The 24634-nt window shown below is 63.8% G+C and carries 20 protein-coding genes; 13 read left to right on the forward strand and 7 right to left on the reverse strand.

Annotation, left to right across the window (positions count from 1 at the left end; all coding sequences use genetic code 11):
* Positions 1-32: 32 nt before the first annotated feature.
* Both AYJ54_RS36290 and AYJ54_RS36295 read right to left on the reverse strand, forming a co-directional pair.
* On the reverse strand, positions 33-1013 hold the full coding sequence (locus AYJ54_RS36290) for an amino acid--[acyl-carrier-protein] ligase (RefSeq protein WP_063706853.1): 981 nt from the start codon (positions 1011-1013) through the stop codon (positions 33-35).
* A gap of 51 nt (positions 1014-1064) precedes the next feature.
* Complete coding sequence (locus AYJ54_RS36295) at positions 1065-2285, reverse strand: acyl-CoA dehydrogenase family protein (RefSeq protein WP_063706855.1); 1221 nt, start codon at positions 2283-2285, stop codon at positions 1065-1067.
* A 351-nt stretch (positions 2286-2636) separates the two neighbouring features.
* Here AYJ54_RS36295 and AYJ54_RS36300 point away from each other — a divergent pair, with 351 nt between their 5' ends.
* From AYJ54_RS36300 to mtnA, 3 genes are all read left to right on the forward strand, one after another.
* Entirely contained in the window at positions 2637-2909 is a 273-nt protein-coding gene (locus AYJ54_RS36300) for a phosphopantetheine-binding protein (RefSeq protein ID WP_063706858.1), read from the forward strand.
* Between the two features lie 320 nt (positions 2910-3229).
* Positions 3230-4105, forward strand: coding sequence for an S-methyl-5'-thioadenosine phosphorylase (locus tag AYJ54_RS36305; protein ID WP_063706860.1), 876 nt, complete (start codon positions 3230-3232; stop codon positions 4103-4105).
* An 18-nt stretch (positions 4106-4123) separates the two neighbouring features.
* Positions 4124-5242 carry an S-methyl-5-thioribose-1-phosphate isomerase gene (gene mtnA, locus AYJ54_RS36310; RefSeq protein WP_063706862.1) on the forward strand — a complete coding sequence of 373 codons (1119 nt, stop codon included), beginning with the start codon at positions 4124-4126 and terminating at the stop codon, positions 5240-5242.
* 264 nt (positions 5243-5506) lie between these two features.
* Here the strand turns inward: mtnA and AYJ54_RS36315 are convergent, their stop codons facing one another.
* Complete coding sequence (locus AYJ54_RS36315) at positions 5507-6142, reverse strand: HAD-IA family hydrolase (protein WP_063706864.1); 636 nt, start codon at positions 6140-6142, stop codon at positions 5507-5509.
* 138 nt (positions 6143-6280) lie between these two features.
* On the opposite strand from AYJ54_RS36315, the gene AYJ54_RS36320 reads away from it, so the two are divergent.
* Together AYJ54_RS36320 and AYJ54_RS36325 are read left to right on the forward strand one after the other, a co-directional pair.
* Positions 6281-7039, forward strand: coding sequence for a S1 family peptidase (locus AYJ54_RS36320; protein WP_063706866.1), 759 nt, complete (start codon positions 6281-6283; stop codon positions 7037-7039).
* A 126-nt stretch (positions 7040-7165) separates the two neighbouring features.
* Complete coding sequence (locus AYJ54_RS36325; RefSeq protein WP_063706868.1) at positions 7166-8668, forward strand: flavin-containing monooxygenase; 1503 nt, start codon at positions 7166-7168, stop codon at positions 8666-8668.
* Between the two features lie 222 nt (positions 8669-8890).
* Here AYJ54_RS36325 and AYJ54_RS36330 read toward each other — a convergent pair whose 3' ends face one another.
* Both AYJ54_RS36330 and AYJ54_RS36335 read right to left on the reverse strand, forming a co-directional pair.
* Positions 8891-9814, reverse strand: a complete 924-nt coding sequence (locus tag AYJ54_RS36330; RefSeq protein WP_063706870.1) for a response regulator transcription factor — start codon at positions 9812-9814, stop codon at positions 8891-8893.
* Positions 9804-13175 carry a hybrid sensor histidine kinase/response regulator gene (locus AYJ54_RS36335; protein WP_063706872.1) on the reverse strand — a complete coding sequence of 1124 codons (3372 nt, stop codon included), beginning with the start codon at positions 13173-13175 and terminating at the stop codon, positions 9804-9806. The genes AYJ54_RS36330 and AYJ54_RS36335 overlap by 11 nt, the downstream gene beginning before the upstream one ends.
* Before the next feature lie 170 nt (positions 13176-13345).
* Here AYJ54_RS36335 and urtA point away from each other — a divergent pair, with 170 nt between their 5' ends.
* The 8 genes from urtA to AYJ54_RS36375 all read left to right on the forward strand — a co-directional run bounded on the left by urtA (position 13346) and on the right by AYJ54_RS36375 (position 21290).
* Positions 13346-14605: an urea ABC transporter substrate-binding protein gene (urtA, locus tag AYJ54_RS36340; protein WP_063706874.1), complete on the forward strand. Its 1260-nt coding sequence runs from the start codon at positions 13346-13348 to the stop codon at positions 14603-14605.
* Between the two features lie 147 nt (positions 14606-14752).
* A complete protein-coding gene (gene urtB / locus AYJ54_RS36345; RefSeq protein ID WP_063706876.1) occupies positions 14753-15679 on the forward strand; it encodes an urea ABC transporter permease subunit UrtB in 927 nt (308 codons plus the stop codon).
* Positions 15680-15697: 18 nt separating this feature from the next.
* The gene (urtC, locus tag AYJ54_RS36350; protein ID WP_063706878.1) at positions 15698-16840 is read left to right on the forward strand and encodes an urea ABC transporter permease subunit UrtC; all 1143 of its coding nucleotides are present in this window, start codon (positions 15698-15700) and stop codon (positions 16838-16840) included.
* 11 nt (positions 16841-16851) lie between these two features.
* The gene (gene urtD / locus AYJ54_RS36355; protein WP_063706879.1) at positions 16852-17607 is read left to right on the forward strand and encodes an urea ABC transporter ATP-binding protein UrtD; all 756 of its coding nucleotides are present in this window, start codon (positions 16852-16854) and stop codon (positions 17605-17607) included.
* Positions 17608-17792: 185 nt separating this feature from the next.
* Positions 17793-18482, forward strand: coding sequence for an urea ABC transporter ATP-binding subunit UrtE (gene urtE, locus AYJ54_RS36360; protein ID WP_063706881.1), 690 nt, complete (start codon positions 17793-17795; stop codon positions 18480-18482).
* A 27-nt stretch (positions 18483-18509) separates the two neighbouring features.
* Entirely contained in the window at positions 18510-19739 is a 1230-nt protein-coding gene (gene fmdA, locus AYJ54_RS36365; RefSeq protein ID WP_063706883.1) for a formamidase, read from the forward strand.
* Positions 19740-19832: 93 nt separating this feature from the next.
* Complete coding sequence (locus AYJ54_RS36370) at positions 19833-20195, forward strand: FmdB family zinc ribbon protein (protein WP_063706885.1); 363 nt, start codon at positions 19833-19835, stop codon at positions 20193-20195.
* A 54-nt stretch (positions 20196-20249) separates the two neighbouring features.
* Entirely contained in the window at positions 20250-21290 is a 1041-nt protein-coding gene (locus AYJ54_RS36375; RefSeq protein WP_063706887.1) for an aliphatic amidase, read from the forward strand.
* Positions 21291-21374: 84 nt separating this feature from the next.
* Here AYJ54_RS36375 and AYJ54_RS36380 read toward each other — a convergent pair whose 3' ends face one another.
* On the reverse strand, positions 21375-22211 hold the full coding sequence (locus AYJ54_RS36380; protein WP_063706889.1) for an MlaD family protein: 837 nt from the start codon (positions 22209-22211) through the stop codon (positions 21375-21377).
* A gap of 157 nt (positions 22212-22368) precedes the next feature.
* Positions 22369-24588 carry an acetate--CoA ligase family protein gene (locus AYJ54_RS36385; protein ID WP_063706891.1) on the reverse strand — a complete coding sequence of 740 codons (2220 nt, stop codon included), beginning with the start codon at positions 24586-24588 and terminating at the stop codon, positions 22369-22371.
* Positions 24589-24634 lie beyond the last annotated feature (46 nt).

Below are 24634 nucleotides of genomic sequence, written 5' to 3' on the forward strand. Positions count from 1 at the left end.
GTCTTGCCCGTGGAAATGATCGGCCTCGTGACTTAGCGCCAGCCCTCGCCATGGGCATCGGCCGGAACGTGCGGCTGCATGCCCAGGATGTCCCGCACCTTGGCGGGCCAGGCGGAGAGATCGGTGCCGTGGGTGTGGAACATGGCGACCGCGAGCCGGTCCATGCCGAAGGCGACGCAGCCGGTGTGGGCCGGTTCGCCATTGGCGTCCCGGATGCCCCAGGTCGTGCCGAAATGCTCGCGGTGATAGTTGAAGCTCATGCAGGCGGTCGGCTGCTCTTCCGAGCGCAGCGGAATCAGCAGCTCGAATTTGAGCTGCTGCTGCTTCTGGCTCACCGCCTTCATCTGGCCGACGCGGCCGAAGAAGGGGTCGCTGGCATAGTCGACGCGGAAGGTCAGTCCGAGGTCGCGGGCGATCGCCTGCGCGCGCACCATCCAGCGCTCGCGGAAATCGGCGACGTCGTCGGGGGTGCCGATGCAGACATATTCGCGCATCCGGAACGATTGCAGCCGGTCGAGATGACGCGACGGTTCGCGGCGGAAGCAGTCGGCGGCGACGTCGAAGCGCAGGCCTCCCTTCGGCAACTGGCCGCGGCTCGCCGCGATCGGATAGACGGGATAGCAGGCGGCCGGCGACAGCACGAGGTCGGCCGGGGAAAGCGAGGTGGTCCAGTCGCCGCCGGCATCGAAGCGGCTCACTGCGGCGTTGATCTCGCGTTCGCTACCGTGCAGGCCGCAGACGCAGCCGAGCAGGTTCGGGAAGCTCTTGAGGTAGCCGGACTTCTCGAGCTGGGCGCGGCTCATTACCGGCGGGAAGCGCATCACCTCGGTGCCGGCCTCGCGATGGTTCGTGATCAGTGCGGCGAGCCGCTCGACGATGCCCTCATAGAGCGCGGTGCGGGCGTAGACGCCGTCCGAGCCCATGCGGTGGAACAGGGTGTCGGCGAGATGATCGAGCGGATCGGCGACCTCGGGCGCGGTCTCGGGCGAGTTGGGGAGAACAGCAATGTTCATGGCTTCGAGGTCCTGCTATCTGCAATTGTTCTTGTTGGTCGCGAAGGCGTGTCAGTCGCGGAGGCTCGTGGGGACGCCGCTCATCAGGGTCGATGTCGCGGCGTTGGCGAGGATGCGATCGTTGTTGATCATGATCGGCGAGGACAGCACGTCGCGCAGGTGGCGGCCCATGGTGAACTCGCCGTCGTTGCGGTAGCCCGACAGTCCGGTCGTGCGCATCGCGTGCATCACGGTCTCGACCGCGAGCTCGGAAGCCTGGACCTTCAGGAGCGTGATCGAAGATTGGAAATCGAGCGAGCTCAGCGCGCGCTCGTCATGCTCGTTGCGGGCGAAGGCGTCGACATTGGCGGCGATCAGCGCGCGCAGCTTGGCGAGCGACATCTTCGCAGCGGTGAAGTGCGCAGCCGCCGGCGGCATCTGCCCGCCGGCGCCGCGTGCCGCCTTGCGGACGAACGCCTGCGCGCGCGTCACGGCCGCGGCGGCGATGCCGGCCCAGGCCGACGACCAGCACAGATGCGCGAACGGCGTCATGGTCTGGGCGTGGATCTTGTCATATGACTCGGGGAAGACGCGGTCGGCGGGGCAGTCGACCTTCAGCTCGAAGCCGGTCGAGCAGGTGCCACGCATGCCGAGCGTTTCCCAGCCGAGCGTCCGCTTCAGTGAATAATCGTCCTTGGCCAGCGCCAGCAGCACCTGGTCGGAGGCGGCAGCGTCGGTGGCACGGCGAGCGATGGTGACGAGGCCGTCGGCCTCGGCGCCGTAGGAGATCACGGTCGCGTCACGCACGAGCGAGACGGTGTCGCCGGCCTGGTCGACGGCGGCCGCGCTGGCGCGGATGTTGCCGCCGTTCTGGCCTTCGGTGGTGGAGGAAGCGAGCAGCCATTGGTCGCGGGCGACCCGGCGCATCATGGTTTCCATCCAGGGGATGCCGTGGCCGTGCCGGGTGACGCAGGCGACCTTGGTCTGGTGCATCGCGTAGATCATCGCGGTCGAGGCGCAGGCGCGCCCGAGCATGTAGCAGATGTCGGTGACGTCGTAGATCGAGGCGCCGAAGCCGCCGAACTCGATGGGGATCATGACGCCGAGCAGTTTCTGCTCGCGCGCGACCTCGAAAGCCTTGTGGGGGAAGCGGGCGTCGCGATCGACGTCGTCGGCGTCGGCGGCGGCCGCCGCGGCGGTCTTGGCCGCGCGCTCTACCAGCGAGGGGCCCTGTTCCAGAAAGCTCGCCTGCGCATCGCTGGCAGGTTCAAGGGCCGCTTCACGCACGTTCATGCTCGTCCGCCTCTCCGTTTGTCGTTCCAGATCGCCTGGCATCCTTGGCGATGCGCATCGCGATCATCCGACCATCTTTGCTTATGATGTGAGGCTACGGATTTAATTCAAATTCGTCGATGAAATAGAGGGTAAACGAACTGCTATTCCGAACGAACAGTTAAGGTCCGGTTGTTCGCATCGCCCGAGTTTCCACTATCGCGTTAGTGATCTGGAAGAGGCCTGATTTTAGACAATCTGAGTCATCGTTTACTAAGAAACGCGAAGTAATGGTCACGCCCGTTGCCGGATCGGCCGTCCCACCGTAGCTGGCAGTCCGGTCCGACCTTGATAGACAGATGGAATTTGCCGATGCAGGCCTTCGATACCGACGTGCGCAATCGCATCATCAAGCTGGTGAAGGGCATCCTTGAGCAGAATTCGCTTCCCGCTGACGTGACGCCGTCCGCGAAGCTCGTCGACGTCGGCCTGACCTCGATGGACATGGTCAACCTGATGCTAGGCGTGGAAGCCGAGTTCGACTTCACCATCCCGCAGTCGGAGATCACTCCGGAGAATTTCCTGTCCGTCGAGACGCTGGAGCGAATGGTCACGACCCAGCTGCAGCCGGCGACGGCGGCTTAGCCAGACGCACGACTGCCTCCCCGGGGAGGTGTTGGGGAGAAGCTGCTGCAATACGCTCGATCGTCGTCCTGGCGAAAGCCAGGACCCATACCGCGGAATCTATCGATCGCGGATGGTCGTGGTCCCGGACCACGAATCTTCGCCAAACTCCTCCCTGGGGTAATGGGTCCCGGCTTTCGCCAGGACGACATCGATTGCGTGGCGAGCGCCTTGTGCTCCTCACTGTACCGGCATCCGCCCCCCACCCCCGTTCCAAAACCGCCGCAAAACTGGCATAGCTTCTCCACGGGATCGCGAGAGTGCGAACGGGTGGAGCAGGCATGACGCAGGCGGTATTAGGCATCATCGGCGGCTCCGGCATCTACGACCTGCCGGGCCTCGAGGGCGCACACGAAGAGGTGATCAGGAGTCCCTGGGGTGAGCCCTCGGCTCCCCTGCGGCGCGGCACCATCGCAGGCCTGCCGATCGTGTTCCTGCCGCGCCATGACAAAGGCCACCGGCTGTCGCCCTCCGACATCAACTACCGCGCCAATATCGACGTGCTGAAGCGGGCCGGCGTCACCGATCTGGTGTCGCTCTCGGCCTGCGGCTCGTTCAAGGAGGAACTGCCGCCCGGCACTTTCGTTCTCGTCGATCAGTTCGTGGATCGCACCCACAACCGCGAGAGCTCGTTCTTCGGCAGGGGCTGCGTGGCGCATGTGTCGATGGCCCATCCGGTCTCGCCGCGGCTGCGCATTCATCTGGCTACCGCTGCCGAGGCCGAGGGTATCGCGATCGCGCGCGGCGGCACCTACGTCTGCATGGAAGGGCCGCAATTCTCGACCCTTGCGGAAAGCATGACCTACAAGACGCTGGGCTATTCCGTGATCGGCATGACCAACATGCCCGAGGCGAAGCTCGCCCGCGAGGCGGAGATCTGCTACGCCACGGTCGCGATGGTGACCGATTTCGATTGCTGGCATCCCGATCACGATGCCGTCACCGTCCAGGACATCATCCGCGTGCTGAACTCGAACGCCGACAAGGCGAAGGCGCTGGTGGCGCGGCTGGCCAAGGAGTTCCCGCGCGAGCATGAGCCGTGCCCAGTCGGCTCGGATCGCGCGCTCGACACCGCGCTGATCACGGCGCCCGAAGCGCGCGATCCGGAACTGCTGAAGAAGCTCGATGCGGTGGCGGGGCGCGTGCTGCGCGCCTGAAGCGAAAGGCGGAATGTCATGAAAGTCGACGGCAAGCATTTTCGCAGCATCTGGCGCGAGCGCGACGGCTGGTCGGTCGGCGCGATCGACCAGCGCAGGCTGCCGCATGAATTCGTCGTCGCGCGGCTGACGTCATGTGAAGATGCGGCCACAGCTATCCGCGACATGCTGGTGCGCGGCGCGCCCTTGATCGGCGCGACCGCGGCCTATGGCATGGCGCTCGCAATGCGCGAGGACAGCTCCGATGCCGGCCTGAAGCGCGCCTACGAGGCCCTGATCGTGGCGCGGCCGACCGCGATCAATCTGAAATGGGCGCTGGACGAGATGCGCGAGACACTCGCGCCGATCGATCCGCTGGAGCGGGCGGAAGCTGCCTATGCTCGCGCCGACGAGATCGTCGAGCAGGACGTCGAGATCAACCGCGGCATCGCCGGCAACGGCTTGGCGGTGATCGAGGCGATCGCGGCGAAGAAGAAGCCGGGCGAGGTCGTCAACGTGCTGACCCATTGCAATGCGGGCTGGCTGGCGACCGTCGACTGGGGCACGGCGACCGCGCCGATCTATCTCGCGCATGAACGCGGCATCAAGATCCATGTCTGGGTCGACGAGACCCGCCCGCGCAACCAGGGCGCCTCGCTCACCGCCTGGGAGCTCGGCCATCACGGCGTGCCGCACACCGTGATCCCTGACAACACCGGCGGCCACCTGATGCAGCACGGCATGGTCGACCTCGCCATCGTCGGCACCGACCGCGTCGCCGCCAATGGCGACGTCTGCAACAAGATCGGCACTTATCTCAAGGCGCTCGCCGCCCACGACAACGGCGTGCCGTTTTACGTCGCGCTGCCGTCGCCGACGATCGACTTCGCCGTCAATGACGGCATCGGGGACATTCCGATCGAGCAGCGCAGCGGAACGGAAGTCACCGACATGACCGGCCGCACCGCCGACGGCAGGCTGGAGACGGTCCGCATCGTGCCGGAGGGCTCGCCGGTCGCGAATTATGCTTTCGACGTGACGCCCGCACGGCTCGTCACCGGCCTCATCACCGAGCGCGGCGTGCTGAAACCCGATCGCGCCTCGCTCGCCGCCGCATTCCCGGAGCGGATCACGACCGCGGCGGAGCAGGTTGGTTAAGCGTTATCCCGCCGCACTCGTCATTGCGAGGAGCGCAGCGACGAAGCAATCCAGAATCCCGCCGCGGCGACAGTCTGGATTGCTTCGCTTCGCTCGCAATGACGAGCTTGCTGAAGCAACTTGTGACCATCTAGTTCCCTCGGCCCTGAGGAGCCGCGAAGCGGCGTCTCGAAGGGCGAGGGGGACGAGCGGGGCCTTCATTCTTCGAGACGCGCGTGCAGCGCGCCTCAGGATGAGGGACTGGTAGTGTTGCTCGTGTCTTGACTAACGGAGGCTAAGCCCCGTCGCCGCCTCGAGCTCGGCGATGGCCTGCGCGCCGCTGCCGACCTTGATCGTGGTCATGCCCATCTCGCGCGCGGGCTTGAGGTTGACGCCGAGATCGTCGAGATAGACGCAATCCTTCGGATCGACCTTCAGCGTCTCGACCATCATCTGGTAGATGCGCGGATCGGGCTTGCGCAGCCCGATCCTGGCGGACTCGATGACGTGGTCGAACAGCGCCATCACCTCGGCTACATAGAGCGTGCGCCCCGTGAGGCTGCCGATGGCGTTCGCCGGCAAATTGTTGGTGATGCAGCCGGTCTTGAATTTCGCCTTGATGCGCTTCAAGGCCTCGACCATCTCGGGGCGCAGATCGCCCTGAAGCAGCGGCAGCACATCACGTCCGCGGACCTCGGCGCCGAGCGCAAGCGATTCGGCTGCGAACAAATGATCGAAAGTGTCGATGTCGACTTCGGCGCGCTCGAACCTAGCCCAGGCATTTTCCAGATGATTGGCGGCATTGGTACGCCGGATGATGTCGGGGGGCAGTCCTCGCTCGGTCTCGAAACGAGTGAACGCCTCGAACGGCGAGCTCGTCAACACGCCGCCAAAATCAAAGATGACCGCCTCGATCGCCAATGTCCCGCCCTCGTCGATTTCGTGCCAAGATAGGCTGACAAGACGGCTAGCACGCGGTATCGGCAAGGGCCAGTCCGAAGCCATGTCCGGTTTTCACCGATTCGACCGCCAAATGCCTTCCTATCAAGACGTGTTCCCATGACAAAGATCGCGACGCTCATTGCAGCTGCGCTGCTGCTCACTGCACCCGCCCATGCCATTGTCGGCGGCGGCACGCCGCAAGCTGAGGGCGTCGCGCGTGCGGTCGTCACCATCGTCGGCTCGCGCGGAAATTTCTGCACCGGCAGCATGATCGCACCGAAGCTGGTGCTGACGGTGGCGCACTGCGTGCAGCCCGGGGCGGACTACAAGATCGTCGACTACGGGACCGATGGCAAACCGCAACTCATGAATGTCCGCACCGTCGCGATCCATCCGAACTTCAACATGCAGGCGATGCAGGCGCATCGCGCCACCGCGGACGTTGCGCTGCTGCAACTGGATATTCCACTCAAGGGAAAATCGACGGTGGCGGTCGGTGCGCCGAACGTTCCAATCCAGGTCGGCAGCCGCTTCACCATTGCCGGTATCGGCGTCACCACGCGCGGCGACGGCAAGAGCGGCGGTGTTACGCGGGTGGCCGGTCTCATCGCCACGGGCCAGCCCGGCACGCTCCAGATACGGCTGGTCGATCCTGTAACCAACGGTGTTCGCGACGGAATCGGCGCTTGCACCGGTGATTCCGGTGGCCCGGTGTTCGAGGACAAGCCGAACGGGCCGATGATCGTCGGCGTCATCAGCTGGTCGACCGGGCCGAACGGCGCCGCCGGCTGCGGCGGATTGACGGGCGTGACGCCGCTCACGCTCTATCGCGACTGGATCTTGCAGACCGCGCGGAGCTGGGGTGCGACGCTGTGATTTGATCGCGACTTGATCTATGTCATTTTGAAGCGGAAGCGCGATGGGCGACCATGCCTATCGCGGAGGAAACGCGCCGTCCGGTCAAGGACGGCCTCAAAGACAAGACAAGGCACAGAAGCAACAATGAATGTCGCTGTTCGCAGTCACGCCACCACCAGACAGGCCTCAGAACATTTCGACGTGCTGATCGTCGGCGCCGGCATCTCCGGCATCGGCAGCGCCTATCACCTCACAAAACAGCTTCCCGGCACGAGCTTCGTCATTCTGGAGACGCAGGCGACGTTCGGCGGCACCTGGATCACGCATCGCTATCCCGGCATCCGCTCCGACAGCGACCTCCACACCTTCGGCTATCGCTTCAAGCCCTGGGTCGGCCCGCCGATCGCGACCGCCGAAGAGATCCTCGCCTACATGAACGAGGTGATCGAGGACAATGATCTCGCAAGGCACATCCGCTACGGGCACAAGATCAATTCGGCGAGCTGGTCGAGCGAGCAAAATCTCTGGACCATCGAGGCGGTGACGACCGACACCGGTGAGCCAAAGACCTTCACCGCGAACTTCCTCTGGATGTGCCAGGGCTACTACCGCCATTCCGAGGGCTATACGCCGGAATGGAAAGGCATGGACCGCTACAAGGGTCGTATCGTCCATCCGCAGACCTGGCCGGATGATCTCGATCTCTCGGGCAAGAAGGTGGTCGTGATCGGATCGGGCGCGACCGCCGCGACGCTGGTGCCGAACATCGCGGACGCCTGCGCGCATGTCACTATGCTTCAGCGCTCGCCGACCTATTTCCGGCTCGGCCGCAACGCCATCGAGATCGCGGAGGAACTGCGCAGGCTCCAGGTGGACGAAGAGTGGATCCACGAGATTGTCCGCCGCAAAATATTGTTCGAGCAGGATGCGTTCACAAAGCTCTGCGTGGCCAAGCCAGAGCAGGTCAAGAAGGAACTGATCGGCCAGATCAGCGCGGTCCTCGGTCCGGACTACGACGTCGAGACGCACTTCACGCCGAGTTACCGGCCGTGGCGGCAGCGCATCGCCTTCGTGCCCGATGCCGATCTGTTCAAGGGTATCGCCGGCGGCAAGGCGTCCGTCGTCACCGACGAGATCGAGTGCTTCGTCGAGAATGGCATCCAGCTTAAGTCGGGCAAGCTGCTCGAGGCCGACGTCATCGTCACCGCGACCGGCTTCAACCTCGCGGCGCTCGGCGACATCGCCTTCGAGATCGATGGCCGGCCGCTCGCCTTCGGCGACACCGTTACCTATCGCGGCATGATGTTCACGGGCGTGCCGAACATGGTCTGGGTGTTCGGCTATTTCCGCGCGAGCTGGACGCTGCGCGTCGATCTCGTCGCCGACTTCGTCTGCCGGCTCCTTGGCCATATGAAGGACAAGGGCGCGAAGAAGGTCGAGGTCAAGCTGCGCCCCGAGGACCACAACATGCCGATCCTGCCCTGGATCGATCCGGAAAACTTCAATCCCGGTTACCTGATGCGTAACATGGACCTGTTGCCCAAGCGCGGCGACAAGCCGGAGTGGCAGCACAGCCAGGACTACTGGACCGAGAAGGACGAGATCCCGAAGACGAATCTGGACGACAAGGCGTTTGTTTACGGGTGACGGGGCGGCAAATGCCCGCGGCACACTCAACTGTCGTCCCGGCGTAGGCCGGGACCCATAACCCCAGGGAGCAGTTTGGCGAAGACTCGTCGTTCGGTACTGCTACCGCCCAAAATCGAGAGATCACGCGGTATGGGTCCCGGCCTTCGCCGGGACGACACCGTTGATCGGTGCAACGGCATCGCGACTCATGCGCAACCGTGTGAGGCAAAATCAGAGCGGCTACGAATTCCTCCGCGTCGCATTCGCCGCAATCGCGGCCGCAGCGGTCCGATTCTCCACGCCGAGCTTGGCGTAGATCTGCTCGAGATGCTTGTCGACCGTGCGCGGGCTAAGTCCTAAAATCTGCGCGATGTCCCGGTTGGTCTTGCCCTTGGAGAGCCAGGCCAGCACCTCGCCCTCGCGGGTGGTGAGGCCGAGCTCGCTGGTGAATTCGGGCGGCGGCGATGCGCCGGCTTCCTTGGAGAGCCGCAGCAGGAATTCGTTCGGCGCGAGCTCGCCCATATAATAGAACCGCAGCTGCGGATTTTCGGGGAGAGACGCCGCTTGCGATTTCTGGCCGCTCTTCCCCTTCGCCTGCTCCAGCCATTGCAGCAGCGAGGCCGGCAGTCCGATCTCGTCGCCGGCCTGTGTACCGTGGTGGTCCGACAACAGCTTTTGCGCCTGCGGCGTCGCCCAGAGGATGTGGCCCTGGCGGTTGACCGCAAACAGGAAACGGCCGGAGACGTCGAGCGCGGCACGCGCGCTCTGGGTCAGCCGCGCATTGCCGAGATGGACGCGAATCCGCGCCAGCATCTCCTCGATCACGATCGGCTTGGTCACATAGTCAACGCCGCCGGCGTCCAGCCCGCGTACGATGTGCTCGGTCTCGGCCAGGCCCGTCATGAAGATCACGGGAACATTGGCAAGGCCCGCATCGCGCTTCAAGCGGCGGCAGGTCTCGAACCCGTCTATGCCGGGCATCACGGCATCTAACAGCACGATGTCCGGCGTGATCTGGTCGACGATACGCATCGCGGCTGCGCCGTCGAGCGCCACCATCACCGTCATGCCGGCGCCATCGAGCGCGTCGGTGAGCAGCCGCAGCGTCTCCGGGGAGTCGTCGACAACGAGCGCGATGTCGCGCTTTTTCGACTCAGTGCTCATACGTATGCAACGTCTTCAATGTGGCCATGTATTGATCGAGATCGAAGCGGTCGACCAGCGACCGCATCTGCGCGACGAAATCGGCGTGCTCGGGATGCTCGCTGCCGATCTCGTCCAGCTTCAACTGGATGCCTTTGACATAACCGATCTGGCCGAGCCCGATCAGCGCCTCGATGTGTCGCACCGGCGGCCGCGATCCGCTCTCTGGTCGCCACAGCGGTACAGTGATCTCGTCCGAGCCGTACTGCCATTCGAACTTGAGAAGCTGCCGGATCGTCTCGAGCAGCCGCGGGATGTCGATCGGCTTCATCAGATAGCCGTCATGGAAGGGCTGCGCCAGCGGCGCGCCGTGGGCTTCGAGCGCGCTCGCCGACACCATCAGGATGCGCGCCTGGTGATGGCCGTTCGCGCGCAGCGTCTCGGCCACGGTCCAGCCGTCCATGCCCGGCATGGAGATGTCGAGCAGGAACAGATCGGGCCGGCAATGCTGCGCCAGCGCCAGGCAGCCCGGGCCATCGGTGGCGCTCAGCAGGATGAAGCCGAGGGGTGTCAGCACCTCGCGCAGGAGGTCGCGATGCACGGGGTCGTCGTCTGTGATGAGGATGGTCTTGCGCGCACCGTGATAGCCGGAGACCGGTGCCTCCACCGGTGCGGTACGCCGGGGGTTGATGACCTCCGACAGCAGGATCTTGACCTTGAACGTGCTGCCGACGCCGACCTTGCTCGTGACCTTGATGTCGCCGCCCATCACGCCCGCGAGCAGCCGGCTGATGGTGAGCCCGAGTCCCGTGCCGCTCTGCGGCTGCGAAACGCCGAGCGCGCCGCGCTCGAACGGCGCGAAGATGCGTTCGAGGTCGTCGGCCTGGATGCCGGGGCCGGTGTCGGTCACCTCGAATTCAGCGACCGGGCTGCGGTAGTGCACGACGAATTGCACGCTGCCGGTCTGGGTAAACTTGATCGCGTTGGAGATCAGGTTGATCAGCACCTGGCGCAGCCGCTTCTCGTCCGCATAGACAACGACCGGCAGTGTCGCCGGTCGCCTGAACACGAAGTCGATGCCCTTGGCGGCCGCCTGGAGGCGGAACATGCCGACGAGCTGGTCGAGGAATTCGCTCAGCCGCACCTCGTCGCGCGACAGATACAGTCGCCCCGCCTCGATCTTGGAAATATCCAGAATGCCGTCGATCAGGCCCGAGAGGTGGTCGGCGCTGCGGCGGACGACGCGGACCTGGTCGCGCGGCTTGGTCTGCAGCGTCGCATCCTGCTCGAGGAGCTGCGCATAGCCGCTGATCGCGTTCAGCGGCGAGCGCAGCTCGTGGCTCAGGCCCACGACATAGCGGCTCTTGGCGAGGTTGGCGGATTCGGCCACTTCCTTGGCGCGCTGAAGCTCGGCGTCGGTGCGCTTGTGCGCGTCGATCTCCTGGATCAGCAGCGCCGTCTGCCGCCGCGTCTCCGCCTCCGCCGCGCGGCGGCTCTGCTGCGCCAGCACGAACAGCCAGGCCACCACCCCGATGATGATGCTGAGCGAGAAGAACACCTTCCACAGCACGTTGGAGACCAGCATGTTCTCGCCATGCACGCTCGCCGAGGTCTGGAGATAGATCAGCCCCAGCACCAGCGCGACGAGGCCGGCCGAGATCACGAACACGCCGATATAGTGGCCGAGCTGCGAATTGATCCGCTCAAAGATGGGCCGCGGCAGGATCTTGCCGAGCGTCTCGGAGAACTGTGCCTGGGCGCGCGCGTGCGGCTTGCAGAGGTCGTGGCAGCGGGCATCGAGCGAGCAGCACAGCGAGCAGATCGGCCCGGCATAGGCCGGGCAGGAGGCCATGTCCTCCGGCTCGAACGAATGCTCGCAGATACAGCACGAGATCGCCTCGACGTTCTGCCAGCTCCGCTTCGGCTTGCGCGCGATGTAGTATTTGCCATCGGTGGCCCAGGCGATCAGCGGTGCGGTGACGAAGGCAACCGCGAGCGCCACGAAGGCCGACAGCGCCTTCGCGGTCGGCCCGAACAATCCGTAGAACGCGCTGATCGAAACGATGGTCGCGATCGTCATCGCCCCGACACCGACCGGATTGACGTCGTAGAGATGCGCGCGCTTGAACTCGATTTGCGGCGGGCGCAAGCCCAGCGGCTTGTTGATGACGAGATCGGCGACCAGCGCGCCGACCCAGGCGATTGCGACGTTTGAATAGAGTGCCAGCGTCTGCTCCAGCGCCCTGTAGACGCCGATCTCCATCAAGAGCAGCGCCACCGTCACGTTGAACACCAGCCAGACCACGCGGCCGGGATGGCTGTGGGTCAGCCGCGAGAAGAAGTTCGACCAGGCGATCGAGCCCGCATAGGCGTTGGTGACGTTGATCTTGACCTGCGACAGGATGACGAAGGTGCCGGTCAGCGCCAGCGCGAGATCCGGCTGCGACAGCACGTAGCGGAACGCCTCGAGATACATGTTGGCGGGCTCGGCGGCCTGTTCGTTGGCGACGCCGTGGCTCAGCGCGAAATAGGCCAGGAACGAGCCGACCAACAGCTTGAGCGCGCCGAAGATGATCCAGCCCGGTCCGGCGCTGAGCAGGGCGATCCACCATGAGGTCCGCGAGGTGCGGCGGTCGCGCGGCAGGAAGCGCAGGAAGTCGACCTGCTCGCCGATCTGCGCCACCAGCGAGAACACCACGGAGGACGCGGTCCCGAACAGCAGCAGATCGAGATGGCCGCCGGGATCGCCATGCTCGCCGGCGAATTTCCGCCACTCGGTGAATGAATGCGGATTGGCCCAGGCGATCGCCAGGAAGGGGAGGACGTGCAGGATGATCCAGAGCGGCTGCGTCCACAGCTGGAAGCGGCTGATCAGGGTGATGCCGTAGGTCACCAGCGGGATGATGACGATGGCGCTGATGAGATAGCCGAGCGGGCGCGGAATGCCGAAGCACATCTCCAGCGCGGCCGCCAGAATGACCGCTTCGAACGCGAAGAAGATGAAGGTGAAGGAGGCATAGATCAGCGAGGTGATGGTCGAGCCGATATAGCCGAAGCCGGCGCCGCGGGTCAGCAGGTCGATGTCGATGCCGCATCTGGCGGCATGGTAGGCGATCGGGAGCCCGCACAGGAAGATGATGACGCTGACGACCAGGATGGCCGCGGTCGCGTTGCTGGCGCCGTAGTTCAGCGTGATCGTGCCGCCGATCGCTTCAAGGGCGAGAAAGGAGATCGCGCCGAGCGCGGTGTTGGCGACGCGGGCGGCGGACCAGCGGCGCGCGCTCTTCGCAGTGAAGCGCAGCGCATAGTCTTCCAGCGTCTGGTTGGCGACCCACTGGTTGTACTGGCGCCTGACGCGGTCTATTCGCTGCCGCCCTGCCACTTATAACCCCACTCCCGATACTGCCCCGGAGCCCTCGCAAATCTCGTACCAAAAGCCTACGTCGGTATTTTGCGGTGCAATATACGCGATCTTGCGTATGCTTGCGCTGCACAAATTCGAGCCATCCTCACGGGACCAATCGCGTGTCCTCGAACAAAAGTGGGGTGCTCATGTCAGACGAAGCAAGCAAGGGCCTGATTTCGCCGCTCCGGCGCAAACTGTTGATGGGAATGGCGGCCCTGCCGGCCATCACGATGCTGCCGCGGCCGTCGCTGGCGGATGTCCCGGCAACCTCGGTGGTCAACACCACGGGTCTTGCGGTCACTGACACCGGGGTGACGGTCGGCATCCTGCATTCGGCTACCGGCACCATGGCGATTTCCGAGACCGGCTCGATCGAAGCTGAAAAGCTGGCCATCGAGCAGATCAACGCCGCCGGCGGCGTGCTCGGGCGCAAGATCAAGTTCATCCAGGAAGACGGCGCCAGCGACTGGCCGACCTTTGCCGAAAAGGCCAAGAAGCTGCTGGTCAACGACAAGGTCGCGGCGATCATGGGCTGCTGGACGTCGGCCTCGCGCAAGGCGGTGCTGCCGGTCGTCGAGCAGTATAACGGAATGCTCTACTACCCGACCTTCTACGAAGGCCTCGAGCAGTCCAAGAACGTGATCTATACCGGCCAGGAGGCGACGCAGCAGATCCTCGCCGGCCTGAACTGGATCGCCAAGGAGAAGGGTGCGAAGACATTCTTCTTCATCGGCTCCGACTACATCTGGCCGCGTACCTCGAACAAGATCGGGCGCAAGCACGTCGAAAACGTGCTGAAGGGCAAGGTGGTCGGCGAAGAGTACTACGCGCTCGGCAGCACCCAGTTCAACTCGGTCATCAACAAGATCAAGCTGACCAAGCCAGACGTGATCTTCACCGACGTCGTCGGCGGCTCGAACGTTGCGTTCTACAAGCAGCTCAAGGCGGCCGGTATCGACCTCGCCAAGCAGCCGCTGCTGACGATCTCGGTGACCGAAGACGAAATCGACGGCATCGGCGGCGAGAACATCGCGGGCGCCTATGCCTGCATGAAATATTTCCAGTCGCTCGACAATCCTAACAACAAGGCCTTCGTGCCGGCGTTCAAGAAGATGTGGGGCGAGAAGACGGTGATCGGAGACGTCACCCAGGCTGCCTATCTCGGCCCGTGGCTGTGGAAGTTGACGGTGGAGAAGGCCGGCTCCTTCGACGTCGACAAGATTGCTGCGGCTTCGCCTGGCGTCGAGTTCAAGGGCGCTCCGGAAGGCTATGTGCGCATCCACGAAAATCATCACCTCTGGTCGAAGACCCGGGTGGGACGCGCCAAGCTCGATGGTCAGTTCGAGCTGATCTACGAGACCGCCGATCTCGTCGAGCCGGATCCGTTCCCCAAGGGCTACCAGTAAGACAACAGTTACCGGCAAGTCGCGGCATCCGTCGCGTTTCCCTCAAGACTAGGCCGCTCCCTGGCGTGGATCGCAAGTCCACGCCCAAGACCCCCGCGTCGCGAATCTGCGCGCGACGCGGGACCTTATCCCCGACGGAGGACATCGATGTTCGGCGACTATTCGATTGGTGACCTTGGCTCCATCTTCGTCATGCAGGGTTTTGCGGGACTGATCCTGTTCTCGGTCTACGTCCTGATGGCGCTGGGCCTTGCGATCATCTTCGGCCAGATGGGCGTGATCAACATGGCCCATGGCGAGTTCATGATCCTCGGCGCCTACGTCACCTGGATGACCTCGAATTTATTCCAGACCTACCTGCCGAGCCTGTTCGGCGGCTACTTCTTCCTCGCGATGATCCTGGCCTTTGTCGCGTCCGGCGCGCTGGGAATGCTGGTGGAATGGGCGCTGATACGGCATCTCTACAAGCGCCCGCTCGACACGCTGCTTGCGACCTGGGGCCTCAGCCTGATGCTCCAGCAGGCCTATCGTTCCGTGTTCGGTGCGCGGGAGGTCGGCGTCGAGCTGCCGCAATGGATGCTCGGCTCGCTGCACGTCACCGACAGCATCGAAGTGCCGATCAACGGCGTGTTCGTGATGTGCCTCACCGTCCTGATCACCATCGGCGTCGCCTATGTCATGTTCAAATCGCGGTGGGGCCGCCAGGTGCGTGCCGTCGTGCAGAACCGCATCATGGCCGGCGCCGTCGGCATCAACACCGAAAAGGTCGATCGCTACACTTTCGGCCTTGGCTGCGGCATCGCCGGCGTCGCCGGGAGCGCCTTCACGATGATCGGCTCCACCGGGCCGACGTCCGGGCAGCTCTACATCGTCGATACGTTCCTCGTGGTCGTGTTCGGCGGCGCGGCGAGCCTGCTCGGCACCATCGCCTCGGCCTTCTCGATCTCGCAGACGCAATCCACCCTCGAGTTCTTCATGTCGGGCTCGATGGCCAAGGTGCTGACGCTGCTCGCCGTTGTCGGAATCCTGATGCTGCGGCCGCAAGGGCTGTTCGCCCTCAAGGTCCGCAAGTGAGAAACAGAGGTTGATGCAATGACCGACAATCGCTTCTTCAACCGATCGGAGTTCATCGGAATTCTGGTACTCGCGGTCTTCCTGGTGGTGGTCCTTCCGCTCACGCTCGATGTCTTCAGGCTCAACCTGGTCGCAAAATACCTGACCTATGCCTTCGTCGCGCTCGGGCTGGTGATCTGCTGGGGCTATGGCGGCATTCTCAGCCTCGGCCAGGGCGTGTTCTTCGGGCTCGGCGGCTATTGCATGGCGATGTTTCTCAAGCTTGAGGCATCGAGCGTGGAGAACACCAAGATCCAGTCGACTCCCGGCATTCCCGATTTCATGGACTGGAATCAGATCACCGCGCTGCCGTTCTTCTGGAAGCCCTTCAACAGTCTCACCTTCACGGTCGCGGCCATTGTTCTCGTGCCCGGCATCTTCGCCTGGATCATCGGCACCGCGATGTTCAAGCGCCGGGTCGGCGGCACTTATTTCGCCATCATCACCCAGGCGGTCGCGGCCATCCTGACCATCCTGATCGTCGGGCAGCAGGGCTACACCGGCGGCATCAACGGCATGACCGACCTGCGCACGCTGAAGGGGTGGGACATCCGGCCCGATCACGCCAAGGTCGTGCTGTACTTCTTCGAGGTCGGATGCCTGTTCGTCTGCATCATGATCGCGCAATTCGTCCGGCACGCCAAGCTCGGACGCATCCTGGTCGCAATGCGGGAGAAAGAGGACCGGGTCCGGTTCTCCGGCTATAGCGTCGCGAACTTCAAGATATTCGCCTTCTGCATCGCCGCCGTGTTTGCCGCGATCGGCGGCGCCATGTTCGCGCTCAATGTCGGCTTCATGTCGCCGTCCTTCGTCGGCATCGTGCCCTCGATCGAAATGGTGATCTACACCGCCGTCGGCGGCCGGCTTTCCATCCTCGGCGCGATCTACGGCACGCTGCTGGTCAACTTCGCCAAGACCAGCCTGTCGGAAACCTTTCCCGAATTGTGGCTGTTCGGATTGGGCGGCTTGTTCATCGCCGTGGTCCTTGCCTTCCCGAACGGTCTCGCCGGGATCTGGGGCGATTATGTGCAGCCGCGCATCGATCGCCTGGTCTCGTCGCGCAAATCGCAACCCGCCGGCTGGACCGACAGCTCGGTCGCCGACGGCGCCCCGGCGGAGTGAGGAGGATCGTCATGCTCGTAGGTCACCAGCCCAAGGAATTCCTGCTCGCTGTCGAGGCCCTGACCGTGTCGTTCGACGGATTCAAGGCGGTCAACGATCTGTCCTTTTACGTCGACGAGAACGAAATCCGCGTCATCATCGGTCCGAACGGCGCCGGCAAGACCACCGTGCTCGACCTGATCTGCGGCAAGACCAAAGCAACGTCGGGCTCGATTCAGTTCCGCGGCAAGGAGCTGACGAGGATGAAGGAAAACGAGATCGTCAAGACCGGGGTCGGCCGCAAGTTCCAGAACCCGTCGATCTATGACGATCTCACCGTGTTCGAGAACCTGGAAATCTCCTACCCGCGCGGCCGGTCGGTGTTCGGTGCGCTGACCTTCACCCGCGACGCCGCCGTGCGCGACCGCGTGCATGAAGTCGCCGAGATGATCTTCCTGAAGGACCGGCTGAACGTGAATGCCGATCTGCTCAGCCACGGCCAGAAGCAGTGGCTCGAGATCGGCATGCTGCTGATCCAGGACCCGGACCTGCTGATGTTAGATGAGCCCGTTGCCGGCATGAGCGTCTCCGAGCGCGCCAAGACCGCCGAGCTGCTCAATCGTATCATCAAGAACCGCTCGGTGCTGGTGATCGAGCACGACATGAAGTTCGTCGAGGACATCGCGCACAAGATCACCGTGCTGCACCAGGGCCAGATCCTCTCGGAGGGGACCATGGAGAAGGTGAAGAACGATCCCAAGGTCATCGAAGTCTATCTGGGCCACTGAGACATGACGAAAGATGTTGCCGCCGCGAAGGTCCACCTCTCCCAGAGGGAGAGGTCGAATTGCGAAGCAATTCGGGTGAGGGGTTCCGCTCCCTCGATGAACCTGATCCGCCTCACCCGCGCCTTCGGCGCGACCTCTTCCCGATGGGGAGAGGTGAAGAGAAGCGTCCACTCGTAGGAGCTTACATGCTGGCAATTTCCGATCTTCACGTCGCCTACGGCCAGAGCGAGGTGCTGCACGGGCTCAACGTCAAGGTCGCGCCCAACGAGATCGTTGCGATCATGGGCCGCAACGGCATGGGCAAGACCACGCTGATGAAATCGCTGATGGGTATCCTGCCGGCGAAGAGCGGTTCGGTGACCATGGACGGCGCCGAGCTCGGCAGCCTGAAAAGCTATGAGCGCGTGGCCAAGGGCCTCGCCTATGTGCCGCAGGGCCGCATGATCTTCTCCGCCATGACCGTGAAAGAGAACATCGAGACCGGCCTCGTCGTCTCCGGCGAGTCCGCGGTGCCCGGCGACATCTATGAGCTGTTTCCGGTGCTCTTGGAAATGAAGGGCCGCCGCGGCGGCAATCTCTCCGGCGGCCAGCAGCAGCAGCTCGCGATCGCGCGCGCGCTCGCGACCAAGCCGAAGGTTCTGCTGCTGGATGAGCCGACCGAAGGCATCCAGCCCTCGATCATCAAGGACATGGCGCGCACGCTGAAGCGCATCCGCGACGAGCGCGGCTTGTCGATCGTTGTGTCCGAACAGGTCCTGAGCTTCGCGCTCGATATCGCCGACCGCGTGCTGGTGATCGAGAACGGTGAGATCGTCCGCGACGATCCGCGCGACAGCGTCGATGCTGCGCAGGTCTCCAAATATCTGTCCGTCTAACCAACCGTGTAAAAGGGGAGCATCTCGATGCCAGAGACACTGATCAAGGTCGATCTCACCAAGTCGGCCTATGAAAATGACATGGTGCACAACCGCTGGCACCCCGACATCCCGATCGTGGCCTGGGTCAATCCCGGCGACGACTTCATCATCGAGACCTATGACTGGACCGGCGGCTTCATCAAGAACAACGATTCTGCCGACGATGTACGCGACATCGATCTGTCGATCGTGCACTTCCTCTCCGGCCCGATCGGCGTCAAGGGCGCCGAGCCCGGTGACCTCCTCGTCGTCGATCTCCTCGACGTCGGTCCGCTCAAGGAGAGCCTGTGGGGCTTCAACGGCTTCTTCTCGAAGCGGAATGGCGGCGGCTTCCTCACCGACCACTTCCCGTTGGCGCAGAAGTCGATCTGGGACATCAAGGGCCTCTACACCTCGTCGCGCCACGTGCCCGGCGTCAGCTTCGCCGGTTTGATCCATCCCGGCCTGATCGGCTGTCTGCCCGACCCGAAGATGCTGGACATGTGGAACAAGCGCGAGGCCGAGCTGATCTCGACCAACCCGACCCGCGTGCCCGGCCTTGCCAATCCGCCGTTCGCGCCCACCGCGCATGGCGGCCGCGCCAAGGGTGACGTCAAGGCCAAGATCGGCGCGGAAGGTGCGCGCACCGTGCCGCCGCGCGAGCATGGCGGCAATTGCGACATCAAGGATCTGTCGCGCGGCTCGAAAATCTACTTCCCGGTCTATGTGCCGGGCGGCGGCCTCTCGATGGGCGATCTGCACTTCAGCCAGGGCGACGGCGAGATCACCTTCTGCGGCGCGATCGAGATGGCCGGCTGGCTGCATCTGAAGGTCGATGTCATCAAGGACGGCGTAGCGAAGTACGGCATCAAGAATCCGATCTTCAAGCCGTCGCCGATCACGCCGAACTACAAGGACTATCTGATCTTCGAGGGCATCTCGGTCGACGAGGCCGGCAAGCAGCACTATCTCGACGTTCACATCGCCTATCGCCAGGCCTGCCTCAACGCGATCGAGTATCTGAAGAAGTTCGGCTACTCCGGTGCCCAGGCCTATTCGATCCTCGGCACCGCGCCGTGCCAGGGCCACATCTCCGGCGTGGTCGACGTACCCAACGCCTGCGCCACGCTGTGGCTGCCGACGGAGATCTTCGATTTCGACGTGATGCCGTCGGCGGCAGGACCCATCAAGCACATCACGGGCGATATCCAGATGCCGATCTCGCCGGACAAGTAATCCTTGCGCGAGAAGGATGCGGGACGGCGCCTCTTTGCCGCCCCGCATCCGCCGCCGGATGTGTTGAACAGGCAATAGCGTAGGGATGATGCGATGCCGGTCTATGAATATCTCTGTGACGACTGCGGTCCATTCAAGGATCTGCGCCCGATGGCGGAATGCGACGACCCGCAGGCCTGTCCGCAGTGCGAAAGCATGGCGCCGCGGGTGATCCTGACCGCGCCGAACTTCTTCTGCATGCCGGCGGAGAAGCGCAAGGCGCATGCCGTCAACGAGCGCAGCACGCACGCGCCGCAAACGCTCGCACAATACAAGGCCTCGCACGGCCCCGGCTGCGGCTGCTGCTCCACGGGCAACAACGCATCAGGCAAGAAGAAGCCGGCGCGGCTGATGACCAAGACAAAGAGCGGAGCCAAGGGTTTTCCCACCGCGCGCCCGTGGATGATCAGTCACTAATGCACGCAGCCGGGCTGTCGGCGGTAACCTCAAACAAGATACAGGAGCGTTCGAATGCTTCACGGTGACATTTCCAGCAGCAACGACACCGTCGGCGTCGCGGTGGTCAACTACAAGATGCCCCGCCTGCACACCAAGGCCGAGGTGCTCGATAACGCCCGCAAGATCGCCGACATGGTGGTGGGCATGAAGGCCGGCCTGCCCGGCATGGATCTGGTGATATTCCCCGAATACTCCACCCACGGCATCATGTACGACTCCAAGGAGATGTATGAGACGGCTTCCGTGGTGCCGGGCGAAGAAACCGCGATCTTCGCCGCAGCCTGCCGCAAGGCCAAGGTTTGGGGCGTGTTCTCGCTCACCGGCGAGCGCCACGAGGAGCATCCGCACAAGGCGCCCTACAACACCTTGATCCTGATGAACGACAAGGGCGAGATCGTCCAGAAGTACCGCAAGATCATGCCGTGGGTGCCGATCGAAGGCTGGTATCCCGGCAATTGCACCTATGTGTCCGACGGTCCAAAAGGCCTGAAGGTCAGCCTGATTATCTGCGACGACGGCAACTTCCCGGAAATCTGGCGCGACTGCGCCATGAAGGGGGCCGAGCTGATCGTGCGCTGCCAGGGCTACATGTATCCGGCCAAGGAACAGCAGGTTCTGATTTCCAAGGCCATGGCGTGGGCCAACAACGTCTATGTCGCGGTCGCCAATGCCGCCGGCTTCGACGGCGTCTATTCGTACTTCGGTCACTCCGCGATCATCGGCTTCGATGGCCGCACCCTCGGCGAGACCGGCGAGGAGGAATACGGCATCCAATATGCGCAGCTCTCGAAAAATCTGATCCGCGATGCGCGCCGCAATGGTCAGTCGCAGAACCATCTCTATAAGCTCGTTCACCGCGGCTATACAGGCATGATCAATTCCGGCGAAAGCCCACGCGGCGTCGCGGCCTGCCCCTATGATTTCTACAAGAACTGGATCGCCGATCCGGAGGGTACGCGAGACATGGTCGAGGCGATGACCCGCTCGACCGCGGGGACCGAGGAATGCCCGATCGAGGGCATCCCGAATGAGGCGGCCGCAAGCAATTACTGAGCGTTACGGCCAGTGAAGGCTGATGCGCGTACCAGCCTTCACTGACGAATGCGCCGATAGATGGAGGGAGGATAAGGAGAACCTTCACTGCTTCTGTTGCGGCGGCCTGCGTGGCGGGCGCGGGGCAGGCGTGCCCTGCGGATCGAACTTGCCGCTCATCTTGTTGGCGGTCTCGCTGATGTCGAGCAGCGTCTTGCGCCCGTCCTCGATGAAGCTTGCCGACTTCTTCTTCATGGTATCGGCGAGCTCGCGCAGCCCCTTCACCTTTTCGAACAGCTCGTCGGCCTTGCCGTCGACGAAGCCGGGGACCACGCCCTCGATCTTCGTGACGGCATTGTCGAAGCCCGCAAAGGCGCTGTCGACCTTGGCCATGACAGCGTCGATCTCGTCGCCCTTGCCCTTGAGATCGGCGGTGTAGTCTTCGAACGTGCGCAGGCCGTCCTTGATCGCCGCGGAGTTGCTGACGATCATGCGGTCGACATTGTGCAGGGTCTCGACGATGGATTCGGCATCGCTGAGATCGGCGGTCAGCACCGGAATGCCGTCTGAATCCAGCGGCACCGGCGGCGCGGAGGGAGCGCCGCCGATCAGCGAGATCGCGGCAATGCCGGTGAGGCCCTGGAACTCGATGCCGGCCACGGTGTCCTGGCGGATCGGCGCGCCGTTGTCGAGCATCACGAGGGCCACGATACGGCGGGGGCTGTCCAGCTCGATCGAGAGGATATGACCCGCGGGCACGCCGTCGAAATTGACCGGACCGCCGCGGCGCAGGCCGCTCGCGGAGCCGCCTTCGAACACGACGCGCAACTGGCTGCGGCTTTGGATGGTGCGCCACTTCTGCACGCCGAGCAGGCTGCCGAACGCCACGGCGATCACCGCCAGCGTCGCCGTTCCGATCACCAGATTGCTCGCGCGTGCCATGCAGCCCGATTCTACGGCCAAAGCGGGTGAGTTGGAAGGATTTCGAATGGCGCCCTGGTCGCAATGTTAGGTAGGGCGGGTTAGCGAAGCGTAACCNTGTCTCCTTCCGCAGGCGTAAACTGGCGGGTTACGCTGCGCTAATCCGCCCTACGCGACTTCAATGCCCGGCGGCGCGCTTTGCCGCGGCGTTGTTCAGGACGATGAGCGCATCGACCGCGACACCGGTCCTGGCGTTGATCAGGAACGGATTGATATCGATCGACGCGATCCGGTCGCCGGCATCCGCGATCAGGTTGGAAAGGCCGACTAGCGCCTTCACGGCTGAGGCCTCATCTAACTTCGGCTTGCCGCGATAGCCGCGCATCTTGATGCCGGCCTTGGTGCGGCCGATCAGGAGCTTTGCCTCGGCGGCGTCCAGTGGTGCGCCGGCGAGTGCCACGTCCTTCATCAGCTCGATGTCGATGCCGCCGGTGCCGAACAGCACGACCGGCCCCATCTCCGCGTCCAAGGACGCACCGACCACGAGCTCGAGATCGGCCTTGACCTGCTGTGCGATCAGGATGCCATCGAGCTTGGGCTTGCCCTTCAGCTTCTTCACCCGCGCGGTGATGTCGGCGAACGCCTTCTTCACCTCGGCTGCGCTGTTGAGGTTCAGAACCACGCCGCCAATATCGGACTTGTGCAGGATCTCGGCGCTGACGACCTTGGCCACGACCGGAAAGCCGATCTGCCTGGCGATCTTCACGGCCTCCGCCGCCGTCTGCGCGATCGCTTCCTTCGAGATCGGGATGCCATAGGCCTTCAGGAGCTTCTTGGAAGCGACCTCGTCGAGCGCGGCACCGGTCGCCGATTTCAGCGTCTTCTCCAGCACGGCGCGCGCGGCGGGCTTCGCGCTCGAGAGGATGTCAGGCACTTCCTTGCGCAGCCTGGCATAGTCGAGCAGCGATTTGATCGCGGCCACGGCGCGGTCCATGCCCTGCATGACCGTGAGATGCGGCAGCGATTTGCGCAAACCCTTGGTGAATTCGGTGAAGCCGATCGACATCGCGCTGACATAGATCACGGGCTTGGCGGCCCGGCTCGCCATCTCGTTGACGATGCGCAGGTTGCGCTCGCGCACCTCATGCGGTGCCTTCGGCAGCTCGGAATCGATGATGACGATATCGATGTCGGGATCGTCGATCATCAGCTTGATCGACTTCATGTAGACGGAGGGATCGACCACTGCGGCAAAGCCGGCGTCGAGCGGGTTGCCCACGATCGAGCCCGGCCCGAGCATCTTTGCCAGCTCGCCGCTGACATGCGGGCTCAACGGCGCAAAGTTCAGGCCTGCGGCATAGAAGGCGTCGATCAGCATCCCGCGCTTGCCGCCGGACAGCGTGACCGCGGCAAGACGGTCACTCTTGGGCACCGCGGCGTGGACAAAGCATTCGGTGGTCTCGATCAGCTCGTCGAGGCCGCCGACACGGATCGCGCCCTCGCGGGTCGCAATCGCGTCGAACGTCTCGATCGAGCCTGCGAGCGCGCCGGTATGCGCCATCGCCGCCGCGCGGCCGCCCTCGGAGGCGCCGAGCTTGAGCGCGATCACCGGCTTGCTTGCGGCACGCGCCGCCTTGCAGGCATCGCGGAACGCCTTGGTGTTGCGGACGCCTTCGAGATAGACGACGATCACCTTGATGCTGGGATCTTCGGCGAAATAGCGCATCAGGTCCGGCGTCTCGAGCCCGGCCTCGTTGCCGGTCGTCACCATGTAGCCGACCCCGACGCCGCGATCTTCCAAGGCCTGGCGGATCGCCATGACGATCGCGCCGGACTGCCCGGCGATCGCCACCGCGCCCTGTTCCATGGTGACGATGCGGTCGTCGATATTGGTGAAGAGCTTTTCGCCGGCGCTCAAGTTGCCGAGGCAGTTCGGGCCGGTGACGGCAAGGCCGGTCTCGCGCACGGCCGCTTGCAATTCGGCCGCGAGCTTCTGGCTCTCCTCATCCTGCAACTCGCTGAAGCCCGAGGTGACGATGGTGGCGGAACGCGCACCGGCCGCGGCGGCGTCGCGGATCACCTGCACCGCGAAGCGCGCGGGCACCAGCACCAGCACGTGATCGGGCTTTTCGGGAAGGCTCGCGAAATCCTTGTAGCAGGGAACGCCCCAGATGGTTTCGCGCTTGGCGTTGACGGGATAGAGCCCGCCCTCGAAGCCGTATTTGACGAGATTGTTCCAGATGCGCTCGGCATAATTGCCGGGCTTGTCGGTCGCGCCCACCAGCACGATGTTGTGCGGGTGCAGCATGGCATGAATGCCCTTGACGATGTCGCTGGCGTCGGGTGGCGGAGACCATGGGCGCGGCGGAACGGACGCGGCAGACACATGAGCTTCCATGGCGCAATCCTCACTTCTTGTTTTTGTTGCAGCGCGTCGTTCTGTT

It is taken from the genome of Bradyrhizobium centrolobii, assembly GCF_001641635.1.
Lineage (GTDB): Bacteria > Pseudomonadota > Alphaproteobacteria > Rhizobiales > Xanthobacteraceae > Bradyrhizobium > Bradyrhizobium centrolobii.